18 protein-coding genes and 1 tRNA gene are annotated in these 20,202 nt (G+C 50.2%); 17 read left to right on the top strand and 2 right to left on the bottom strand.

Features of this window, described 5'->3' with window-relative positions; genetic code table 11:
• Positions 1-19: 19 nt before the first annotated feature.
• The 4 genes from SCIP_RS04980 (at position 20) to argH (ending at position 4,483) form a co-directional block, all read left to right on the top strand.
• A complete protein-coding gene (locus SCIP_RS04980; protein WP_006293809.1) occupies positions 20-706 on the top strand; it encodes a hypothetical protein in 687 nt (228 codons plus the stop codon).
• A gap of 175 nt (positions 707-881) precedes the next feature.
• Positions 882-1,463, top strand: coding sequence for an arginine repressor (locus SCIP_RS04975; RefSeq protein ID WP_006293810.1), 582 nt, complete (start codon positions 882-884; stop codon positions 1,461-1,463).
• A 259-nt stretch (positions 1,464-1,722) separates the two neighbouring features.
• On the top strand, positions 1,723-3,021 hold the full coding sequence (locus SCIP_RS04965) for an argininosuccinate synthase (protein ID WP_006293811.1): 1,299 nt from the start codon (positions 1,723-1,725) through the stop codon (positions 3,019-3,021).
• Positions 3,014-4,483, top strand: a complete 1,470-nt coding sequence (argH, locus tag SCIP_RS04960; protein WP_006293812.1) for an argininosuccinate lyase — start codon at positions 3,014-3,016, stop codon at positions 4,481-4,483. Before SCIP_RS04965 ends, argH begins: the two co-directional genes overlap by 8 nt.
• A gap of 13 nt (positions 4,484-4,496) precedes the next feature.
• Here the strand turns inward: argH and SCIP_RS04955 are convergent, their stop codons facing one another.
• Complete coding sequence (locus tag SCIP_RS04955) at positions 4,497-5,453, bottom strand: 3-hydroxyacyl-CoA dehydrogenase family protein (RefSeq protein ID WP_006293813.1); 957 nt, start codon at positions 5,451-5,453, stop codon at positions 4,497-4,499.
• A 117-nt stretch (positions 5,454-5,570) separates the two neighbouring features.
• On the opposite strand from SCIP_RS04955, the gene tyrS reads away from it, so the two are divergent.
• The 7 genes from tyrS to recN all read left to right on the top strand — a co-directional run bounded on the left by tyrS (position 5,571) and on the right by recN (position 13,556).
• The gene (gene tyrS, locus SCIP_RS04950; protein WP_006293814.1) at positions 5,571-6,899 is read left to right on the top strand and encodes a tyrosine--tRNA ligase; all 1,329 of its coding nucleotides are present in this window, start codon (positions 5,571-5,573) and stop codon (positions 6,897-6,899) included.
• Positions 6,899-8,359: a tetratricopeptide repeat protein gene (locus SCIP_RS04945; RefSeq protein ID WP_006293815.1), complete on the top strand. Its 1,461-nt coding sequence runs from the start codon at positions 6,899-6,901 to the stop codon at positions 8,357-8,359. Before tyrS ends, SCIP_RS04945 begins: the two co-directional genes overlap by 1 nt.
• Positions 8,360-8,361: 2 nt before the next feature.
• On the top strand, positions 8,362-9,540 hold the full coding sequence (locus SCIP_RS04940) for an HAD-IIA family hydrolase (protein ID WP_006293816.1): 1,179 nt from the start codon (positions 8,362-8,364) through the stop codon (positions 9,538-9,540).
• Positions 9,540-9,806, top strand: a complete 267-nt coding sequence (locus SCIP_RS04935) for a hypothetical protein (RefSeq protein ID WP_006293817.1) — start codon at positions 9,540-9,542, stop codon at positions 9,804-9,806. The genes SCIP_RS04940 and SCIP_RS04935 overlap by 1 nt, the downstream gene beginning before the upstream one ends.
• Before the next feature lie 22 nt (positions 9,807-9,828).
• Positions 9,829-10,659, top strand: coding sequence for a TlyA family RNA methyltransferase (locus SCIP_RS04930; RefSeq protein WP_006293818.1), 831 nt, complete (start codon positions 9,829-9,831; stop codon positions 10,657-10,659).
• Positions 10,660-10,724: 65 nt separating this feature from the next.
• Positions 10,725-11,774, top strand: a complete 1,050-nt coding sequence (locus SCIP_RS04925) for an NAD kinase (RefSeq protein ID WP_006293819.1) — start codon at positions 10,725-10,727, stop codon at positions 11,772-11,774.
• Positions 11,775-13,556 carry a DNA repair protein RecN gene (recN, locus tag SCIP_RS04920; RefSeq protein WP_006293820.1) on the top strand — a complete coding sequence of 594 codons (1,782 nt, stop codon included), beginning with the start codon at positions 11,775-11,777 and terminating at the stop codon, positions 13,554-13,556.
• Between the two features lie 153 nt (positions 13,557-13,709).
• Here recN and thrC read toward each other — a convergent pair whose 3' ends face one another.
• On the bottom strand, positions 13,710-15,344 hold the full coding sequence (gene thrC, locus SCIP_RS04915) for a threonine synthase (protein WP_006293822.1): 1,635 nt from the start codon (positions 15,342-15,344) through the stop codon (positions 13,710-13,712).
• Positions 15,345-15,461: 117 nt separating this feature from the next.
• Between thrC and SCIP_RS04910 the strand changes: the two genes are divergently transcribed.
• The 6 genes from SCIP_RS04910 to rsfS all read left to right on the top strand — a co-directional run bounded on the left by SCIP_RS04910 (position 15,462) and on the right by rsfS (position 20,199).
• Positions 15,462-16,004 carry a hypothetical protein gene (locus SCIP_RS04910; protein WP_006293823.1) on the top strand — a complete coding sequence of 181 codons (543 nt, stop codon included), beginning with the start codon at positions 15,462-15,464 and terminating at the stop codon, positions 16,002-16,004.
• A gap of 88 nt (positions 16,005-16,092) precedes the next feature.
• On the top strand, positions 16,093-16,767 hold the full coding sequence (nadD, locus tag SCIP_RS04905) for a nicotinate-nucleotide adenylyltransferase (RefSeq protein WP_171821053.1): 675 nt from the start codon (positions 16,093-16,095) through the stop codon (positions 16,765-16,767).
• An 87-nt stretch (positions 16,768-16,854) separates the two neighbouring features.
• Entirely contained in the window at positions 16,855-17,892 is a 1,038-nt protein-coding gene (locus tag SCIP_RS04900) for a ribose-phosphate diphosphokinase (RefSeq protein ID WP_040591531.1), read from the top strand.
• Positions 17,893-17,992: 100 nt separating this feature from the next.
• Positions 17,993-18,063 (top strand) — tRNA-Gln (locus SCIP_RS04895).
• Between the two features lie 162 nt (positions 18,064-18,225).
• Positions 18,226-19,677, top strand: a complete 1,452-nt coding sequence (gene glmU / locus SCIP_RS04890; protein ID WP_006293826.1) for a bifunctional UDP-N-acetylglucosamine diphosphorylase/glucosamine-1-phosphate N-acetyltransferase GlmU — start codon at positions 18,226-18,228, stop codon at positions 19,675-19,677.
• 63 nt (positions 19,678-19,740) lie between these two features.
• Positions 19,741-20,199 (top strand): ribosome silencing factor, encoded by a 459-nt coding sequence (gene rsfS / locus SCIP_RS04885; RefSeq protein ID WP_048349270.1) that lies wholly within the window; start codon positions 19,741-19,743, stop codon positions 20,197-20,199.
• Positions 20,200-20,202 lie beyond the last annotated feature (3 nt).

Here is a 20,202-nt window from a genome sequence, read left to right as displayed (position 1 = left end):
CTGAGCTGGGAGCCTCACTATGACCGATACTATGGATAAGACAGACAGCACTGATAATAATGCTGCCGACGAATCATCGTCGCCGTCCGCACAGCCTGCCCAGCCGGAATATGGACAGATCAGCGAACCTAAGTATGGGCAGATGGCCAGTAAGTATCCCGATTGGGATCCTTATGTTTTTGGCAGGGAAGAGCAGGATAAGGATTCAGACCAGAAACAGGCCAAGGCCAAAAAGCAGGGGCAAGCTGCTTCTTCGACTGAAACAGGGAATCAGGCACAGTCTAGTCAGCAAGGACAAAAAGGGCAATCGTGGTTCCCCGGATTTACTTCCTCCGCCAACGGAGGCAATCAGGGTAATTTCGGCAACCAACCTTTCTTCTATAACCGTCGGGGCCAGCAGATCCCTCTCTCTGAGTTTGATCCCAACAATCCGGATCTAAATCCCCTCTATGGGCGCTGGTCTGCAATGGCTATTTGGGCTTTTATTCTTACTCTTCTTAACTTTCAGCCCATGGCAGTTTTCCTGGCGTTTTTGGCCATACCCAGGACTAATGCCTTTCATATGAAAGGAAAGGTTCTGGCAATTTTATCAGTGGTTATTTTTGTAGCGGAGCTTATTTTCCTTTTCTGGTGGATTTTAAGTGGGCACAGCGTTGCAGATTTGTATGCTATTCTTGACAGTTTTCTGGAACGTTTGAGGTTTTAGCATCTGACTCATATGCAGCCTTACCATCCCTGCCGGCAGTTTCTGCCGGCAGTATGCTGTGCTAAAACAAAAATTTTCGAATTTTATGTCTTTATGCACATTTTTGGCATAAATGGTTATAGAATATAAATGTAACCTTTGATAAAAAAAATAAAAATATTAGATAGGAACAGATATGCTACAAGGTGATACCCGTCCATCAACCCGTGTCGCTCGCCGCGACGCTATTGAACGCATTCTCAACTCTCAGGATGTTAATTCTCAGCAGCAATTGCAGGTCTTGCTTTCCCAGCAGGGGATTGATGTGACTCAGGCAACCCTGAGCCGAGACCTGGACGAGATGAAGGCTATTAAGGTTCGTCATGATGATGGATCCGTTGCTTACACTCTTCCTACTCAGGATGAAATTAAGCGATTCTCTCGCAAAGCTGAGACTCAGTCAGCATATGGACTGATTTCTCAAGGTAAAAAAGTTGAGAGCTCTGACGACTTCAGCCGGGGGGAGCAGCGTTTGGCTAAGGTAATCAACGGATTGGTGACGTCTGTGGATTATGCTCAGAATCTTATTATTGTCAAGACATCCGAAGGTGCAGCTGAATATGTGGGCAGCGCTATTGATCATCAGATTTTGCCGGATGTTTTGGGCACTCTCGCTGGAGATGACACGGTAATGTTGGTAGCCCGGAGTGAGGAAGCCGCACGCAATCGCAGCATCTGGATTTTGACCCTGGCTTCCGGAGATGCCCGCAAGGAATAAAATTCATTAAACTTCTTTCATTATTTTTCCTCTGATTATCAGATTATACGGTGGCAGCTGCCAACCGTGCCTGTGAGTGTTTATCTGGTATGAACAGGGAAGAAACGCCGCGAAAGCGGCTTTTTTTATGCAAGCCTGTACCTGTCCTCCCGTGGCTCGGAGGAAGATATCCACCGACTCTATTATTATAATAATATGCATAAAAATACTCATATTTGCGATACTATAATTAATATTTTCTCTATGAAAGGCGGGCATGATGACTAAGGGGGAGCAGGGTCAAAATGACTATAATCAGGCTGATAGTCGGAAGCTGGAGCAGAGGCAAAAGCAATATCGGAAGGGGGGACGTATTGTTCTGGCTTATTCGGGCGGCTTAGATACATCAGTAGCAATTCCTTTTCTCACAGAGAGAACCGGCAAAGAGGTAGTTGCTGTTTCCGTTGATGTTGGTCAGGGAGGGGAAGATCTGGAAACCATCAGGGAGCGGGCACTGGCATGTGGAGCCGCAGAGGCTTATGTGGTTGATGCCCGGGAGGAGTTCGCTCGGGATTACTGCATGCTGGCTCTGAAAGCCAATGCGCTTTATCAGGAACAGTACCCCCTGGTATCGGCAATTTCCCGTCCTCTGATTACCAAACACCTGGTAGAAGCTGCTCATCGGTTTGGGGCCGATACCATTGCCCATGGCTGCACAGGCAAGGGGAATGACCAGGTTCGTTTTGAGGTAGCCATTCAGTCCATCGATCCTTCTCTTACCGCCATCAGTCCTATTCGCGACCTGTCCCTTACCCGGGATGTGGAGATTGATTATGCACAAAAATATCATCTTCCTATCACTCAGGATAGGAAGAATCCCTATTCGATTGATCAGAATATGTGGGGGAGGGCCATAGAAACAGGCTATTTGGAAGACCCCTGGAACCCTCCCACCGAAGACGTCTATGCCTATACTGCTGACCCCAGTCAGGATCGGCCAGCCGATCAGGTGATCCTTACCTTCAACCAGGGGATTCCTACCCACATTGACGGGCAGCCTGTCAGCCCTGTGGAGGCGATCAGACAGCTGAATAAACGGGCGGGAGCCCAGGGAATAGGGCGGGTCGACATCATGGAAGACCGGTTAGTGGGGATTAAATCACGGGAATTGTATGAGGTCCCGGGGGCTCAGGTTCTTATTCAGGCCCATCAGGATTTGGAAGATTTGTGTCTGGAAAGGGAGCAGCACAGGATTAAGCGGTTGGTAGATATGCGCTGGGCTCAGTTGGTATACGATGCTCAGTGGTATTCGCCGGCAGTCAAGTCTTTGAATGCCTTCATTGCCGATACTCAGGTTTATGTCAGCGGCCAGATCAGGATGAGCCTTCATTCCGGCAAAGCTGTGATTACCGGCAGAAGGTCGGATACGTCCCTTTACAGTTACAGTCTGGCTACTTATGAAACCGGAGACAGTTTTAACCAGAATGCATCCAACGGATTTATTGAGCTTTATGGACTTCCTTCTAAAATTGCTGCTGCCCGGGATATTGCTTCAGGCAAAGGAGTAAAGCATGTCTGATCGGGATCATCTTGCCCTGTGGGGAGGCCGGTTTACTTCCGGTCCTTCAGCTTCCCTGGCAGCTGTGAGTAAGTCGACTCAGTTTGACTGGCGTTTGGCTGACGATGATATTGCAGGCTCCCGTGCTCATGCCAAGGCTCTGAACCGGGCAGGATTGTTGACTGCCAATGAGCTGCAGGAGATGGAAGAAGCCTTGGATAGGCTGCAGCATCAGGTTGATAAGGGGGAATTTTGTCCCAGGGAGGATGACGAAGATGAAGCAACGGCTCTGGAGCGCGGTTTGCTTACCATCGCTGGGCCCACTGTGGGAGGCAAGCTGCGGGCGGGAAGGTCCCGCAATGATCAGATTGCTACCCTGATTCGTATGTGGCTGCGCCGGCATAGCAGAAAGATATCCCGTCTCCTGCTTCAGCTGGCAGAGGCCCTGCTGGATCAGGCTGTGAAGGTTGACCATGCCCTGATGCCCGGCAGGACACACATGCAGCACGCTCAACCTATTCTTCTCGCCCATCAGCTTCTTGCCCACCTGTGGCCTGTGATTCGAGATATTCAGCGACTGCAGGATTGGGACAGGCGGGCTGATTCTTCTCCCTACGGGTCAGGAGCTTTGGCTGGCAATGCCCTGGGCCTGGATCCTATCATGATTGCGAACGATCTGGGCTTTACATCAGTAACGGAGAATTCCATTGATGGCACATCATCTCGGGATCTGGTGGCTGAATTTGCCTTTATCGCCGCCATGATTGGTATAGACCTGTCCCGTCTGTCTGAAGAAATTATCATCTGGAACAGTCAGGAGTTTGGCTTTGTCACCTTGGATGATGCCTATTCGACCGGGTCATCCATTATGCCTCAGAAGAAGAATCCTGATATAGCCGAGCTTGCCCGGGGAAAGGCTGGCCGTCTCCTGGGGGATCTGACGGGTCTTCTTGCTACTCTCAAAGGTTTGCCCACAGCTTACGTTCGGGATTTGCAGGAAGATAAAGAAGCAGTTTTTGATCAGACTGATAATCTGGAACTTTTGCTCCCAGCTTTCACTGGAATGATTGCTACCATGGTTTTTCACACGGATAGGATGGAAGAAGAGGCCCCCACAGGTTTTGCCCTAGCCACTGATATTGCTGACTGGCTGGTTCGGCAGGGAATTCCCTTCCGCAATGCTCACCAACTGTCTGGTCATTGTGTTGCCTTGGCAGAAAGCAGAGGAAAGGATTTGGCAGATCTTTCGGATAGCGATTTTGCCCGGCTCTTTGCCGACTATCTTCCTGAAGAACAGGCAGTTACAGTTAGGGATGTTCTTTCTGTTCAGGGATCTGTCAATGCAAGAAACCAGGCAGGAGGAACTGCCTATGAACGGGTGCAGGAACAGATTCTCCAGGCAAAAAAAGCCATGAAGGAGGCAGAGGTTTTCGCTAATTCTTCCAGCGATGGCCCGGCTTATAAGGCTCCAGGATCAGTTTAATCGCCTAGGTGCTTTACTCTTCCTCCTGCCTGTCTGAGACCAGGGCTTTCATGAGTTCTTCGTCCCTGCGGGCGATGGTCTCAGCGCCTTTTTGCCCGGTCCATCTGTAAAAACCCTGGCCGCTTTTGCTGCCCAGGTCCCCCTCCGCTACCTTATCTGCCAAGAGTTTGTTGGGCTCGGTGCTGTTATCCAAATCTTGAGGCAGATAAGTACTGATCTTGTAGAAAATATCGAGTCCGCCCAGGTCGGCGCTGATAATCGGGCCGAGAATATTCCAGCGGCGACCCAGAGAATAGGTGACAATAGTATCCACATCTTCTACGGACGCTATGCCTTCTTCCACAATATGCAGGGCTTCGCGAATAACGGCCATCTGAATTCTGTTCCCGACAAATCCAGGGGATTCCCGGTGCAGGCGGGCAGGCTTCTTTCCAATGGCCGTCAGCAAATCTACTGTTGTATTAACTGTTTGTTCCGATGTGTATCTTCCGGGAACTACCTCCACCAGAGGCATGAGATGAGCAGGATTCCAGTAGTGCGCAACCACGAAACGGTCTGGTTTCTCTAAAACGTCAGCAATGGCTGTTGGTGATAAACCGGAAGTATTCGTGGTAAAAATGGCATCTGCGGCGGCCGCTTCTTCTACAGCTTTCCAGAGATCTTTCTTCACCTCCAGATTTTCCGCAACGGATTCAGTAATATAGTCAGCATCTTTTACTCCAGCTGCCAGATCGGTGAAGAGGCTAAACCGTTCCAGAACATCGTCCCTAGTTTCCTCCTTCATCAGGAGCCCGTGCTGATAAAGCTCGTCAAGGTCCCGGCGAATCAGATCCATCCCCTTGGCCAGGGCCTGATCACTTAGGTCGATAAGATTGACATCATACCCGTGGACGGCAAACTCCAGGGCTGTGGCATGCCCCATCGTCCCAGCTCCTATGGCAGCTATGTGTGTGATGGCAGGAAAGTTCATTTTTCTCCTTTGAAAAAAATTGATTATGTCCTTCCCATTCTACCGCTTTTCCTCCGATAGGTACTGTCGTGTATATTTGGCAAAATTGGTAGGTACTTTAAGCCCTAGGGAGTTTGCATGACACAGGTTCGAAATTACAAAGAGGCGGGTTTTGCCACCCTCCTGGAAGAGTTAGAGTGGAGGGGGCTGGTTAATCAGTCTACAGACCGACAGCAGCTGGCCGCAGCTCTTAATGGCAATCCTCTGACCTTTTATGCAGGTTTCGATCCTACTGCAGCTTCTCTTCATATTGGAAATTTGGTGCAGTTGGTGGTCATGAGGCATCTACAGGAGGCCGGGCATCATCCTATTGCCCTGGTCGGAGGGGCAACGGGTCTGATCGGAGATCCCCGCCAGTCGGGAGAACGGACTCTGAACTCCAAGAGCGTTGTTGAAGCATGGGCTAGGCGTCTTCAAGCTCAAATCAGCCGTTTCCTGGTTACCGATGGCAGCAACCCAGTGAGATTTGTCAGTAACTATGACTGGACAGCCTCTATGTCAGTTATTGATTTTCTGCGGGATGTGGGTAAGAACTTCCGTCTGGGAACCATGCTGTCCAAAGATATTGTGGCCAGAAGACTCAACTCTCAGGAGGGGATTTCTTTCGCAGAATTCAGCTATCAGGTGCTTCAGGGCAATGATTATCTGCATTTATACGATGAATGCGGAGTAACTTTGCAGATTGGCGGCGCTGATCAGTGGGGCAATCTGGTTTCTGGTCTTGACCTTATCCGCAAGGTGAGGGGGGTCCAGGTCAATGTCATGACTTCACCGATTATCACTGATTCCCAGGGTAAGAAATTTGGAAAATCGGAGGGAGGGGCAATCTGGCTGGATGCTTCCATGCTGAGCCCTTACCGATTCTACCAGTTCTGGTTTAACCAGCCCGATGATCAGGTTATCAAACTGCTTAAGTACTTTACTTTCCTCCCCAAAGAGGAGATTGAACGCCTAGAGATTGAGGTTGAATCACATCCTGGTGCCAGGGAAGCCCAGCGTACCTTAGCCTGGGAAGTAACCTCCTTTGTCCACGGCCAGGATGCGGCCCAGGAAGCTATCGACGCAGCTGCTGCCCTTTTTGGACGCGGCCAGGTTTCTCTGGAAGATATCGATCAGTCTGTTCTGGAAGCTGCCTTGGATGGATTGAAAGTCAGCGGCCAGACAGGGCAGAAGGAGTTCGCCCAGGCCCGGGTGGGTATGAGGATAACTCAGGCAGCAGTGGCAGCAGGCTTGGTAAAGTCACAGTCTGAAGCCCGTAAGACCATCGCATCCGGTGGAATTTATATTAATAATAAGCGCGTTGAAGATGTGGAGCAGGAACTGGAGCAGTCTGACTTTCTGCACAATCGCTTTGCTCTTCTTCGCCGTGGAAAGAAAGCTCTTGGAGCAGTGGAGGCTCAGCACTAGTGGCAGACGACAATTCTCGTTCAGGCAGATCACAGTCATCTTTTCGTTCAGGATCTCATTCCGGATCCAAGTCCCGTCATGGCTCCACATCTGGATCCCGCTCAGGCTTCCGATCTGGGCACAGGTCAGGATCTAAATCCGGAAGCGGTTCGAGCGGCAAGACTGGCCGGAAGACATATTCCAAATCTTCTCAATCTTCCAAATCTTCTCAATCATTCAAATCCTACGGCCATCATTATGGTAACCATTCTTATCGTCAGGATAAGAAGGCTGACGATAAGCGATCCGATACTTATCAGGGGAATCGGTCAGGTCAGGGAGCTGATTACCGTCATCATGGTGGTTTCCAAGGCAAAACCTCTCAGGTAGACAGGAAGGAAACAGGATCTTCCTCCTTTACCGATAAGCGCTACAGGGGCAATCATCAGGGACGCCAGTCTTCCGCCAATTATGATCATGGCCGTCGCAATTCTGATGGAACTGTCTCTTACCCTTCTCAAAACCCTTATACCGATCGTCGACCCGGAGAACCCAAGATGCCCAAGGGTCTGGAATGGTCCATGCTTTCCAGGGAGGAGAAGGAGCGCCTGCGGGGACTGAGCAAGGAGCATGCGGAAAATATCGGTCTTCATATGCTTGCCGCATATGCCCTGGAAGACAGTGATCCAGAAGCTGCTCTGGAGCATGCCAAGTGGATTGCCCGTCAGGCTTCCCGGATTGATATGGCTAGGGAAACTCTGGCTTTAATTGCTTACCGGGCCGGAAAATATAAGCTGGCTTTGAAAGAATTCCGTACTGCATACAGGATGAACGGGTATGGAGATTATCTTCCCTTCATGGCTGACTGCGAACGAGGGACGGGGAATCCCAAAAAGGCTATTGAACTTGCTACTTCTCGGGAAGCTCAAGAGCTCAGAGGCGAGTCCAAGGCAGAAATGTTTCTTGTGTACGCTGGTGCTTTGGCAGATTTGGAAAAGTATGACAAGGCTATTGATGTAGTTCATACTTTGGCTCATGCCCGAGGTGTTGGCGGTGCCTACAGGATGAGGGCTGTTCAAGCAGAGCAGTATTTCAATGAGCAGGCCGGCCATGAAGAGGCTGCCCGGGCCCTGGATTCTTTGCTCGATAAGCTGGAAGCAGAGTATGCAGACAGAGAGGAAGAGCCTGAAGAGGATGTTGTGGACAACGATATGGAAAATATCGATGATGACATGCTCAAGGGGATGGGAATTGATCCTGCAGATTTTTATCGGCATCCTGATGAGGAGAAGCCACAGGCAGAAGAAGAGTCTGGCTCAGGATCGCGCGAAGAGCCAGATTCGGATCCTCAGTCTGAGCCTGCTTTGACTGAGCCTGCTCCTGCTCAGCTCGAGAATGAAAACTCTCCAGAAAATGGAGACTCTTCCGAGCCCGACGGCCAGGAAGAGCCTCACGAGAATTCCCAGGAAGTGGATGCTTGATTATGACATATCCATCTATTATTGCCGGGACTGATAAGCCTCTGAGCTCTATCTATCAGTTAGCACTCTTGGACCTGGACGGGGTTGTTTATAGGGGTGCCGATCCTGTAGAAATGGCTGCGACAGGTATTGCTCATGCCAAAGAAAGAGGCATGCGCATTGCCTATACCACTAATAATCCCTCCAGATTCCCCTCTCTTGTTGCTGATCAGATCCGCAGCTTTGGGGTAGAATTGAGCCCGGATGATATTATCACGTCCGGCATTGTTGCCGCAGGCATGCTCAGCAAAGAATTGAAGCCAGGTGACACTGTTCTGGTCATCGGGGGAGACCATCTGAGGGATGAACTGAAGAAAAGAGGTCTTCAGGTTTGCGATTTGGCGTCCGACCGTCCTCAGGCAGTCATTCAGTCTTGGTATCCCGATGTTTCCTGGCGGCAGCTGGCTCAGGCAACGTATGCGATTGCTCACGGAGCCCGCTATTTTGCTACTAACAGAGATATGACCCTGCCTCGTGAGGGAGGGATTACTCCCGGGAATGGGGCTATGATCCTGCCTGTTGTTGCAGCTACCGGGGTTGAACCGGAAGCATCGGCAGGGAAGCCTGAGGCGTATATGTATGATATCGCCCGCGATATGTTTGGCCACAACGGAAACCGCCTTCCTGTGGAAGCCTGCCTGCCTGTAGGGGATCGTCTGGATACTGATATTGAGGCTGCAAATAGGGGAGGATATGCCAGTGCGGTGGTAATGACCGGGGTTGCTGGGCCAGATGATATTATGCGGGCTGTTCCCCAGCTGAGACCTGCTTATATCTGTGCAAACCTGGAAGGATTGAATAAAGCCCAGCCCCGGGTTGAGGTTAGTTCTGAGCCTTTTGAGTCTTCTAGCCATGATGAGCAAGGGACTGGTGATACTCTCCGCCGGTTTACTTGTGGTGCTGCCTCTGCTTATCGGAGATCAGTATCCAGTACCCGCGTTCACTTGGAAATAAAGGGGCGGGAGGTGCAATCCGCCTGTGGTAGTCTGGATGCTCTCAGGGCTGCAGCCAGTGCTGCCTGGGATGCAGTTGACCGAGATGGAATTCAGGCTCAGGATCTGAACCTTCCGGTTTTTTCCTCTGATCTGTCTGACTGCGGCGCGACTGAGACCAGTGTATCTGACCAGGAGAAGAAATCCTGATGTCTGCTGATTTTTCTGATTCACTCCCACTTCCTGATTCGGCTTCCTCTTCGCAAGAGGGAAATTCTCCTGATCCTAATCAGTTTCCTAATCAGTCGAATCAGTCGAATCAGACTGCTGCCAACTCGCTTTTTGATCAATTTCCTCAGCTGAAAGATCTGGCTGATGCCGATTTCGATCATGTGATTTCTTCTTATCAAGAGATCCTGGACTCCTTGTCTAATCAGCTCAATAACAAAAATGGCAGCAGGGGTCAGCAAAAATAGATATTGTTGCCTGGAGCGGAAAATGCGTATAGACAAAGCCCTGGTTAGTCGTGGATTATGTCCTTCCAGGACTCGTGCCCAGCGGCTGCTTGAAGCCGGGCTGGTCCTGCTCAATGGTCATGTTTGTACTAAGCCATCCCAGACCGTGGAAGACAAGGATCAGATCAGCCTGCATCAAGCAGTCCGGGAAGGGCATTCTTCCCTGACTTATGTTTCCCGGGCGGCAGCAAAGCTTATGGGGGCGTATGAAGCTTTTGCCACGCAAGGACTTGCCGATCCCAGCGGTCAGCTCTGCCTGGATATTGGTGCTTCAACCGGCGGCTTTACCCAAGTGCTGCTGGAAAAGGGAGGGAAGAAAGTAATAGCTTTGGATGTAGGACATGACCAATTGGATCCCCTGCTTGCAGCCGATCCCAGGGTTATTCCTATGAATGGGGTGAATTTTCGGGAGGTAAAGCCGGAAGATTTACCTTTTCTGCCCTCATATGCAGTTTCTGATGTATCTTTCATCTCCCTCTCTTTTATTATTCCGCCTTTAGCGCAGATAGCACGGGCTTTTCTCGAGCACAGTCAGCCCGGTCCCGATAAAAACAGGCAGATTTTTACTGCTATTCTTCTGATTAAACCCCAATTTGAAGTGGGGAAGGGGAAGTTAGGAAAAGGAGGGATTGTCCGGTCAGATTCTTTGAGGAAGGCGGCTGTGACCAAAATTCTGTCTTCCGCGCAGGATGAAGGATTTGAGATTCGTGGCCTAGCCCCTTCTCCTGTGGAGGGCTCTCATGGTAATCAGGAATATCTTATGTGGATAACTGTGGATAACATGCCGGATAATCAGAGAAAATTTAATACCTGAGGAGCTTTAGAATAGATTGTGAATTTGGAAAGTATGACTCAGACGGTCTGCGGGAGGACTCGACGATGACTGCACGAATAGCTTATATTGTAACCCACAAGCGTTTTGCTGCCTCTTCGCCTATAGTCAACCAGGTTTCAGGGCTTCTTGAATCTTATGGATTTACAGTTTCTACTATTGAGCATGATGATAGTCGCCAGTTTGGCAGGGATGCGCATCCAATCAATAAATCTGCTGAGATTGTAGTTGTCCTGGGCGGAGATGGGACTATTCTGCGGGCTGCTGAACTGGTAAAGGGAACCCAGGTCCCCATTATTGGCATTAATCTGGGGCATGTGGGCTTTTTGGCTGAATTCGAGAGCTTTGAAATTGGCAATGCCATAGAGAAAATCGCTCATAAGGAATATACCATTGAAAAACGTATGATTGCTGATGTTGAACTCTTTCTCCCCGGGGACAGGCAGCCAATCCAGGATTGGGCTTTGAACGATACAGTCGTTTATCACGGTCCTGGTAGCCCCATGGTCCAGGTGGGAATCAGTGTTGATGATGTGGCTGTCAGCTCATTCGGCTGCGATGGGGTTATTGCTTCCACTCCGACCGGATCTACTGCCTATGCTTTTTCTGCCGGGGGACCTATTATCTGGCCTGGGGTTCGGGCTCTGGAATTAGTGCCTATTGCTGCTCATGCCTTATTCACCCGTCCGCTGATTATAGGGGCTGAATCCAATTTTGGGATTCAGGTACTGGAATCGCGCGATGATGATGCGGTAATTACCTGCGACGGCAGGAGGGAACATACTGTTCCCACCGGGTCTCATATAACTATCAGGCAATCTGCTGATTCCCTTCTTCTGGCCAGGCTGTCTGACGCCCTCTTCACAGATCGTCTGGTAACTAAATTTAATTTGCCTGTTGTGGGCTGGCACGAGCAGGCTGAGCAGCGTCTTCATACGGATGGCAATCAGGTTGGTCAGGCAGAGCCGGCAGCCTCGTCTTTTGTTCATTTCCCTCACTATCTGAGTGCCAAGAATAACAGTCAGGCGATTGCTGAGGGTTTGAGCGAAATGGAGCAATACCGGAAATATAACGATCTGCGGGCGGACGAGGATTAGATGCTGGAAGAACTGGAAATTCGCAACTTAGGGCCAATCAGGCAGGCTTCTTTGCGGCCAGACTTTGGGATGACTGCTATTACTGGCGAAACCGGAGCTGGAAAATCCATGCTTTTGAGTGCTGTTCAACTCCTATCCGGCCAGGAATCTCAGTCCAGCAGGGTATCGCCCGGGGCAGATCAGGCTTGGGTGCAGGGAATTTTTGATCTGGCAGATAATCCCCACCTTCAGAAGGCGATGGACGAGGCAGGAGCCCCCTGTCAGGATGATGAGCTTTTCCTGTCCCGCACCATACCGGTCAAGGGACGGTCACGATCTGTTGCCAATGGTAAGAGCGTGCCCCGGTCTGTTCTTTCTGAGGCTGGGGGCAGTTTGATTACTATTCATGGCCAGACCCAGCAGCTGAAACTGTCATCAGCAGCAAGTCAGAGAGAATTTCTGGATCGGTGTGCCCACGACGGCAGGCAGCTGGAGGCATATCAGCAGGCTTACCAGAGCATCAGGCAGATAGATGAGCGCTTGGAAAATCTTGTCCAAGAGCAGTCCCGAGTTCAGGCTCAGGCAGATTACCTTCGCGAAGCCATAGCCAGGATTGAAAAAGTTGATCCCCAAAGGGGAGAAGACCAGGAATTGAAGGAGCAGCGTTCCCGTATAGAAAATGCAGCAGAAATTGCTGAAGCCGTTTCCGGGGCGCTCCAGGCTCTTGATGGCTCCCCGGTGGATATGGACGCAGAATCGGGCAGGAGCGCTGGCGACCTGATTGAACAGGCAAGTGCGCGTCTACAGTCTTCTGCGGCCAGAGAGCTTTTCTCTGATGCAATTGAACGGCTTGAATCTGCCCACGAAGAAATTGAAGATATAATTTTTTCTCTGTCAGATCAGATTCCTCAGGATGTCAGCCCTCACGAGCTGGATGACATCAATTCTCGAATCTACGATCTGGATGATTTAACCCGCCGCTGGGGTCCTGGTCTGGATGATGTGCTGGCCTGGAAGGAAAAAGCTCAGTTTGATCTTGAGGACTTAGATGCTTCTCCTGAGCATCTGGATCAGCTACGGGAGCAGAGAGCGGACCTGGTTTCTCAGGCAGAACTCCTGGCAGCAGATCTGTCTGCCGAGCGAATCCGGACAGCCAAGGCTCTGACAGAAAGGGTCAACCAGGAGCTTGATTCTCTGGCTATGGCTGGATCCTTCCTGCAGATTGAGGTAACCAGTCAGAAAGAATTAGGCCCTTGGGGTGCAGACAGGATTTCCTTCCTCTTTACTCCTTTTCCCGGGGCTTCTGCTCTTCCTGTGGGTAAGAGCGCCTCAGGAGGTGAGCTTAGCCGTCTTATGCTGGCTTTGGAACTAGTGGCTTTCGACTTGCAGCAGACCATGCAGAGCCCTCGTGATTACCAGGAGAATCAGTCGGACAAGATTCCTGGGATGACTTTAATTTTTGATGAGGTAGATGCCGGGGTGGGAGGCAAGAGTGCTGTGGAGTTAGGACGACGCCTGTCCCGCCTTGCTCGGAACGCACAAGTAATTGTTGTTACTCATCTAGCTCAGGTTGCCTCCTGGGCAGACAGCCAGTATGTGGTTCGCAAGGAAACCAAGGAGCTCAGCCCCCACTCAGAATCTCAGTCAAGCGCCGACAGACAGCCAGAAGAGCTGGTTTATACGGAAGTTTCTCGGGTGACAGGCGAGGATCGGGTCGGAGAAATTGCCCGCATGCTGTCAGGAACAGACACCCAGGCTTCCCTGGATCATGCCCGCGAGCTTCTGGAATCCAGCAGGCTGTAGCTTTGGAAATTCGCAGCCCAGAGGATTCCTGCTAATAGACTTGATAACCTCTGACTGTGAAAAGTGACTGTGAAAAGAGCTAAGCTGGAATGCCAGTCAGCTGGAAAGCTAGTTAGAGAACTTGAATCTGTTGTTCTTCTTAGCCGACTCTGTTCAGTCAGCCGAGTCGGAAGGCCAGAATTTCTGAGCAGCCTGGATAACATAGTCCCTCATATCAGACAGGGGGAGGGAATCAGTAAAGCGGACCTGCTTATTCTTCAGATTCTTCAGCTGGTCAGGGGCGGTGAGCCCCGTTACCTTTTCCAGCAGGTCTAAACAATCAAAATCGGACAAAGAACGTAAATGAGACAGGGCCATCGCATCATCTTGTGCCAGTGAAGCCAGTAAATCTGCCTTGTCTGCCAATTTCCCGCTCTCCCTCAGGGCTTCAAGAGCAACACGGGGAAATTTGAAGGGGCTGGCTGTTGCCACGATGATCTGGGGATTGGTAATCTGGCAATTACCTTTTCCCCTTGGTGAATCCACATTTTGTTTTTTCCTCTGCTCCAGGGCATGGTAGGCGCAGGCAGTGTGGGGGTCAAGAAGGTATCCGGTTGACTGATAGCAGGAAGCAATCGCCTCCTGAACCTGGTCCTCATCAGCCCAGAAGCAGTCAAAAACTTCTCTGATAGCCTCCATGAGGCTATCAGGAGCTCTAAAGTGTCCAGTTAGCGCTAAATCTTTCATTAAGGAAGCAACCAGGCTGGTATTTCCGTGGCTGAAATAGTAAAGCATCCTTTCCAGATTGGAAGAAATAAGAATATCCATGCTGGGAGATGTTGTTGTATAAAAATCCCTGTCAGTATCGTACACACCGGTGGTCAGGAAATCATACAGTACCTTATTTTTATCAGAGGCAACAACTAACTTCCCTACCGGCAGGCCTAATACTTTCGCATAATAACCTGCAAGAATATCTCCAAAATTTCCGGTGGGAACAATAAAATCAACCAGATCCCCCCTGCTGATAGTTCCCGCTTCCAGCAAATGGCCATATGCTGCATAATAATACACCACTTGGGGCATCAGGCGGCCTATATTAATGGAGTTAGCGCTGGACAAGACGGCTTTGCTCTGGTTTTGCAGCCTATCAGCCACCTGCTGATCTGTAAAAATGGATTTAACCGCGCTCTGAGCGTCATCAAAATTTCCTTCAACTGCGCATACCTGTACATTGCTGCCGGATTGGGTCACCATCTGAAGTTGCTGAATCCTGCTGACTTTTCCTGCTGGATAAAAGACCACGATGCCAGTATGGGGAGCGTCAGCAAAACCTGCCATGGCTGCCTTTCCTGTGTCTCCGCTGGTAGCAGTCAAAATCAGAATGTGCTCCCGGTTTTTGTCTTTTTCTCCTGTTTGCAATGTCTGCTGAGCCACAGACATCAGACCAGGAAGAATCTGTAAGGCAAGATCTTTGAAAGCACACGTAGGCCCGTGGAAGAGCTCCAGAACATAAGAATTTCCCTGAAGATGACGGACAGGAGTGATCAGGGGGGTATCGAAATTACTGCTGTAAGCCTGGTCAATGCAGGTCTTTAACTCATCAGGACTGAATCCGTCAAGAAGCTGACCCATGATAGCTGCGGCCAGATCCTGGTAAGAGGCACCGGGAACAGCCTGAAGATCCACCTGATGCTTGCCCAGGCTGTCGCTGACAAAAAGGCCGCCATCTGGGCTGATCCCCTGGAGAATAGCCTCTTTGGCAGTATAATTCATATTCTTGCTGCGGGTACTGTGAAAATGCTCCATGCTTCAAGTTTATCTGCACCTGTGCAATTATGACTTTTTTGGCAAGCACCCCTATCTGTGCAATGACGGGCTTTCCTTCCTGTTCTCGTCCGGACTGATTGAAACAATAGGGGTATTATGACTTATTCCAAACTGGACGTGGAGCGTTCGGAGCGAGATCATCCCCGAATGTGGCTGCGGATTATATCTGAACGCTTGAGTACGATCCGCTATATTTTTGTGGTCACCATTGAAGATGAACTGCCTACTGTTGATCAACGGGCGGCTTTGGAGTATGCTGATGCGGTTTTATTGGGGTGGCCTCAGGCGGATTCTCGAGAGGTAAGGAATATTCCAGATCAGGATTTGGAAGCGATGGCTGAAGATATTGAATCCATTGAGTCCCGGGTTGATTCTTTCCGACAAAGTGAAAAAAATTCAGATTCAGATGCCATGGCAGATACCCTGATGAGGATCAGCGAGCTTGTAGCTAATATTCGAAAGGCGTATCAGCCTGATTTTCTTCTGCCCACATACGCTGAAATCCGCAGTTTTGTGGAAAAGGAGTGGAATAAGGACATGGATAAGCTTGAGTCTGATGCTCAGGAATATTTGAATTCACAAGATACCAAACCTTTAGCGGACACTGATGATCATCAGGAGGGAAAGTCCCATGAGTGATGATCAGGATTCGCCACTGTCTGGCAACCAGCCGGGCACGACTGCGCCCCGGGCTGATTCCACCAGTGTTGGGTCTCAGGAACGGAGCATGTCGGATTTAAGTCGGGAGATAGGTGCCCGCCATAAGAGACGGCTGTCTGCCAGGGGGAATGTTCACCCTATTCCCAGGGTAGGCATTATGGGAGGTACCTTTGACCCTATCCATAACGGTCACTTAGTTGCTGCTTCGGAAGTTGCCTGGGTTTATGATCTGGACGAAGTGATTTTTGTTCCCACCGGCCGGCCCGTTTTCAAGTTGGATACGGAAGTGACCAACGCAGAAGATCGGTATCTGATGACCGTTATTGCTACTGCTTCCAACCCTCAGTTCACAGTGTCCCGGGTAGATATTGACCGGCCAGGTGTTACCTACACCATCGATACCCTGAAAGATATTCGCCGCCTCCGTCCCCAGGCTGAGCTCTTTTTCATCACCGGGGCGGATGCTCTGGCAGAAATCATGCTCTGGAAAGATGCTGATGAAATGTGGGAATTAGCCAGATTCGTTGGCGTTTCCCGTCCTGGTTATACTTTGGATTTGAAAGAATCCGAGGTTCCTGACCATGCTGTTGACCTGATGGAAATACCGGCCTTGTCCATCTCATCTACTGATATCCGTCACCGGGCTCACAGCGGTGAGCCGGTCTGGTATCTGGTTCCCGATGGGGTCGTCCAGTACATTAATAAGCATGGATTATACCGCGATTCTCGCAGCCAAGTCTGATCAGCTGACAGCCGACGCACAGAGGAGAGCTTGTGCCCTCTGCCTGTTAATATGGAAAAGTTCCACAACACCGCAAACAATGGAGACATGGTGAGCGTAGTTCTCGAAGGCCAGCCAGACAAAAACCTTATTCTGGTTACGGGTAGAGCAAATCCAAAATTGGCGCAGGACGTCGCAAAGTATCTGGGAATAGATGTTTTAGAAACTACTGCTTATGACTTTGCAAATGGCGAGATGTACGTCAGATATACGGAATCGGTCCGCGGAGCGGATGTATTCGTTATGCAGAGTCATACCGATCCCATTAACAAGTGGATAATGGAGCAGCTGATTATGATTGATGCTCTGAAGAGGGCATCGGCCCGGTCTATCACGGCAGTCTGCCCCATGCTAGGGTACGCCAGGCAGGACAAAAAGCATAGGGGTCGGGAGCCCATTACCTGCCGCTTGATTTTTGATCTGTTTAAAACTGCAGGAGCGGATCGCGTTATGTCAGTTGATCTGCATGCAGCCCAGTCTCAGGGCTTCTTCGATGGTCCGGTGGACCACCTTCAGGCTATGCCTGTTTTGGTTGAATATGTACGTACCCGGGTTCCTCTGGACAATGTAGCTGTGGTGTCTCCTGATGCCGGCCGTATTCGGGTGGCTGAGCAATGGGCCCAGCGCCTAGGCGGATGCCCCCTGGCTTTCATTCATAAGACCCGCGATATCACCCGCCCTAATCATACAGTGGCTAACCGGGTCGTTGGAGACGTTAGTGGCAAGGACTGCGTTCTGGTTGATGATCTGATCGATACCGGCGGCACGATTGCTGAAGCTACCAAGATTATTTTGGAGGCCGGTGCCAAGTCGGTCATTGTGGTAGCCACTCACGGAGTTCTGTCTGATCCAGCGGTTGAACGCCTGAAGAATTGCGGTGCCAGCGAAGTTGTCCTGACTGATACGGTTCCCATTCCTGAAGAGAAGCGGTGGAAGGGTTTGACTGTTCTTTCCATTGCCCCTCTGCTGGCCGGAGCCATGAAGGCTGTTTTCAGCGATGGATCGGTGGCTGAGTTGTTTGAAAATTATCCCCGTTATCATGGGAATGATATTCCTCTGGCATATCCTCGAGCCCTTGACGAGTAAGCTGAGATGAGTAAGTTCACAGTTACCGGGTGGGCGACATGCTGTGACTAGCGTCTGTGTCATAATAGAAAACTGGGTGTCAACACCAGCACCTATTTATTCCCCCATGGTGTAATGGCAGCACACGGGTCTTTGGAACCCTTAGTCTTGGTTCGAATCCAGGTGGGGGAACTGATGATTGCGCAGTCGGCTGACTGCGCAATTTGTTTATCGTCTGCCGTCGGCAGGCTGCCCAGTCTGTATAACCACAATAAAGATAAAAGTAAAAGAAAATAAAAATCAGTTACTTCCGGTAAGTTAGTTACCACCAGTAACAGAGCATAGGAAGACAGAATGGCAAAATTAGATTGCGCAATTATTCTCGCAGCAGGTGAGGGAACCCGCATGAAGTCTCATACTCCCAAGGTCCTTCATGATTTTGCAGGCAAGACTTTTCTGCACAGGGTGATGGACAGTGTCCGAGCCTTAAATCCTGCAAGTACAGCTGTGGTTGTTCGCCATCAGGGGCAGAGGGTAGGTCAGGCTGCGAAGCAGTATAATCCCCAGGCTCTGGTTGTCAAGCAGGACGAGATCTCCGGAACAGGACGGGCGGTACAGTGCGCAGTTTTTGAGCTGGAAAAAATGGGTAAGTTCCATGGAACTGTCTTGATTGTGGCTTCCGATATGCCCCTGCTAGATACGCAGACCCTTCATCAGCTCCTGTCAGATCACGGGGATAGGGGTAATGCGGCGACTGTTCTGACCACAAGCCTGCAGAATCCCTTCGGCTATGGTCGTATCATTCGTGATCCTCAGGGAAATTTGCTCAGAATTGTGGAGCAGAAAGACGCTAATGCCAGCGAATTGGCCGTAAATGAGGTCAATACCTCGGTTTATGCCTTTGACGCGGCGATCCTTTCCCAGGCCATAGCAAGTCTGAACAGCAACAATGCCCAGGGAGAATTCTACTTGACTGACGCTCTGGAGACTGCCCGTCAGATTGGACATGTGGGTGTTTTCCAGGCCCCTGATTATTTGGCGGTGGAAGGAGTCAACGACCGAATCCAGCTGGCGAAGCTGCTCAAAGCTCATAATATGCGGATCTGCCAGGAATGGATGCGGGCTGGTGTCACTATACAGGATCCATCTACAACCTGGATTGACGATACTGTTCATTTGGACAGAGATGTAACTATTTTGCCGGGAAGCTATCTAAAAGGCACTACCAGCGTTGCTTCCGACGCCGTTATTGGCCCCGATACCACTCTGATTGATGCCCAGGTAGATCAGGGAGCTATAGTTGAACGGTCTCGAGTGGAAAAATCGCATATTGGATCTCAATCCACGATTGGCCCCTGGACGTATCTGCGGCCTGGCAACAGTTTGGGTCCCAGGACCAAGGCTGGGGCCTATGTGGAGATGAAGAAGGCTACGATTGATGAGGGAACCAAGGTTCCTCATCTGAGCTATGTAGGTGATGCCCACATCCATGAGAATACAAATGTTGGCGGCGGCACCATTACTGCAAATTACGATGGTGTTCATAAGAACAGAACTGAGATTGGTGCTAACGTTCACATTGGTGCTGGGAATATGATAGTTGCTCCGGTAGAGGTGGGGGACAACGTTACTACTGGAGCCGGCAGTGTAATTCGTCACCAGGTTCCCTCTGATGCCATGGTATATTCTGAGAATACTCAGCATGTGGTCAATCGGTGGAAGCCGGCATGGGAACGATCTGAATTTGAGCATGAGTCTGAGTCTAAGCCTGAATCCGAGTCTGAATCCTCTGATCAAGAGCAGTAGGAAGCATAAACTAGCGTAATCTAGCTTACGCTGAGACAAACAACAAAGGAAGTGAGTTATTCTATGCCAGCCATGCAAGAGTCTATTGATGCAGTACGTTTAGCTGCCAAGGCCGCTGACTCCATGAAGGGGGAGGACATCGTTGCTTTTGATGTGACTGAGCCCCTGGCAATTACTGATATTTTCCTGCTGATTACCGGTGACAATCCCCGTCAGGTTTTGTCCATTGCCGAAGAAGTAGAAAAGCAGTTGTATATACAACTGGGTTTGAATCCCAGAGAACGTGAAGGGGTAACGGAAGGGCAATGGGTCCTGCAGGATTACGGTGATTTTGTTGTTCATGTGATGGACAAGGAATCGCGGAAGTTTTATGATCTGGATCGTCTTTGGAAGGAATGTCCCCGGATTGATCTCCAGCTTCCTGATACTGCAGAGAATGGCGATACTTCTGCGGGTATTGAGAATAAAGTAAGTGCCAAGACCGGTGAGCAGGGTTCAGATTCTGCCAGTTCCCAGGAGTGAATT

The organism is Scardovia inopinata JCM 12537 (assembly GCF_001042695.1).
GTDB classification, from domain to species: Bacteria; Actinomycetota; Actinomycetes; order Actinomycetales; family Bifidobacteriaceae; genus Scardovia; species Scardovia inopinata.
This window is presented reverse-complemented; position numbering and strand designations above follow the sequence as displayed.

Coding starts and splice junctions, on each gene's coding strand:
- recN (WP_006293820.1), top strand. CDS start 11,775: ATGCTGGAAGAACTGGAAATTCGCAACTTAGGGCCAATCAGGCAGGCT.
- SCIP_RS04955 (WP_006293813.1), bottom strand. CDS start 5,453: ATGAACTTTCCTGCCATCACACACATAGCTGCCATAGGAGCTGGGACG.
- argH (WP_006293812.1), top strand. CDS start 3,014: ATGTCTGATCGGGATCATCTTGCCCTGTGGGGAGGCCGGTTTACTTCC.
- SCIP_RS04910 (WP_006293823.1), top strand. CDS start 15,462: ATGACTTATTCCAAACTGGACGTGGAGCGTTCGGAGCGAGATCATCCC.
- SCIP_RS04925 (WP_006293819.1), top strand. CDS start 10,725: ATGACTGCACGAATAGCTTATATTGTAACCCACAAGCGTTTTGCTGCC.
- SCIP_RS04935 (WP_006293817.1), top strand. CDS start 9,540: ATGTCTGCTGATTTTTCTGATTCACTCCCACTTCCTGATTCGGCTTCC.
- SCIP_RS04980 (WP_006293809.1), top strand. CDS start 20: ATGACCGATACTATGGATAAGACAGACAGCACTGATAATAATGCTGCC.
- glmU (WP_006293826.1), top strand. CDS start 18,226: ATGGCAAAATTAGATTGCGCAATTATTCTCGCAGCAGGTGAGGGAACC.
- SCIP_RS04930 (WP_006293818.1), top strand. CDS start 9,829: ATGCGTATAGACAAAGCCCTGGTTAGTCGTGGATTATGTCCTTCCAGG.
- rsfS (WP_048349270.1), top strand. CDS start 19,741: ATGCCAGCCATGCAAGAGTCTATTGATGCAGTACGTTTAGCTGCCAAG.
- tyrS (WP_006293814.1), top strand. CDS start 5,571: ATGACACAGGTTCGAAATTACAAAGAGGCGGGTTTTGCCACCCTCCTG.
- SCIP_RS04900 (WP_040591531.1), top strand. CDS start 16,855: ATGGTGAGCGTAGTTCTCGAAGGCCAGCCAGACAAAAACCTTATTCTG.
- SCIP_RS04940 (WP_006293816.1), top strand. CDS start 8,362: ATGACATATCCATCTATTATTGCCGGGACTGATAAGCCTCTGAGCTCT.
- SCIP_RS04965 (WP_006293811.1), top strand. CDS start 1,723: ATGACTAAGGGGGAGCAGGGTCAAAATGACTATAATCAGGCTGATAGT.
- SCIP_RS04975 (WP_006293810.1), top strand. CDS start 882: ATGCTACAAGGTGATACCCGTCCATCAACCCGTGTCGCTCGCCGCGAC.
- thrC (WP_006293822.1), bottom strand. CDS start 15,344: ATGGAGCATTTTCACAGTACCCGCAGCAAGAATATGAATTATACTGCC.
- nadD (WP_171821053.1), top strand. CDS start 16,093: ATGTCGGATTTAAGTCGGGAGATAGGTGCCCGCCATAAGAGACGGCTG.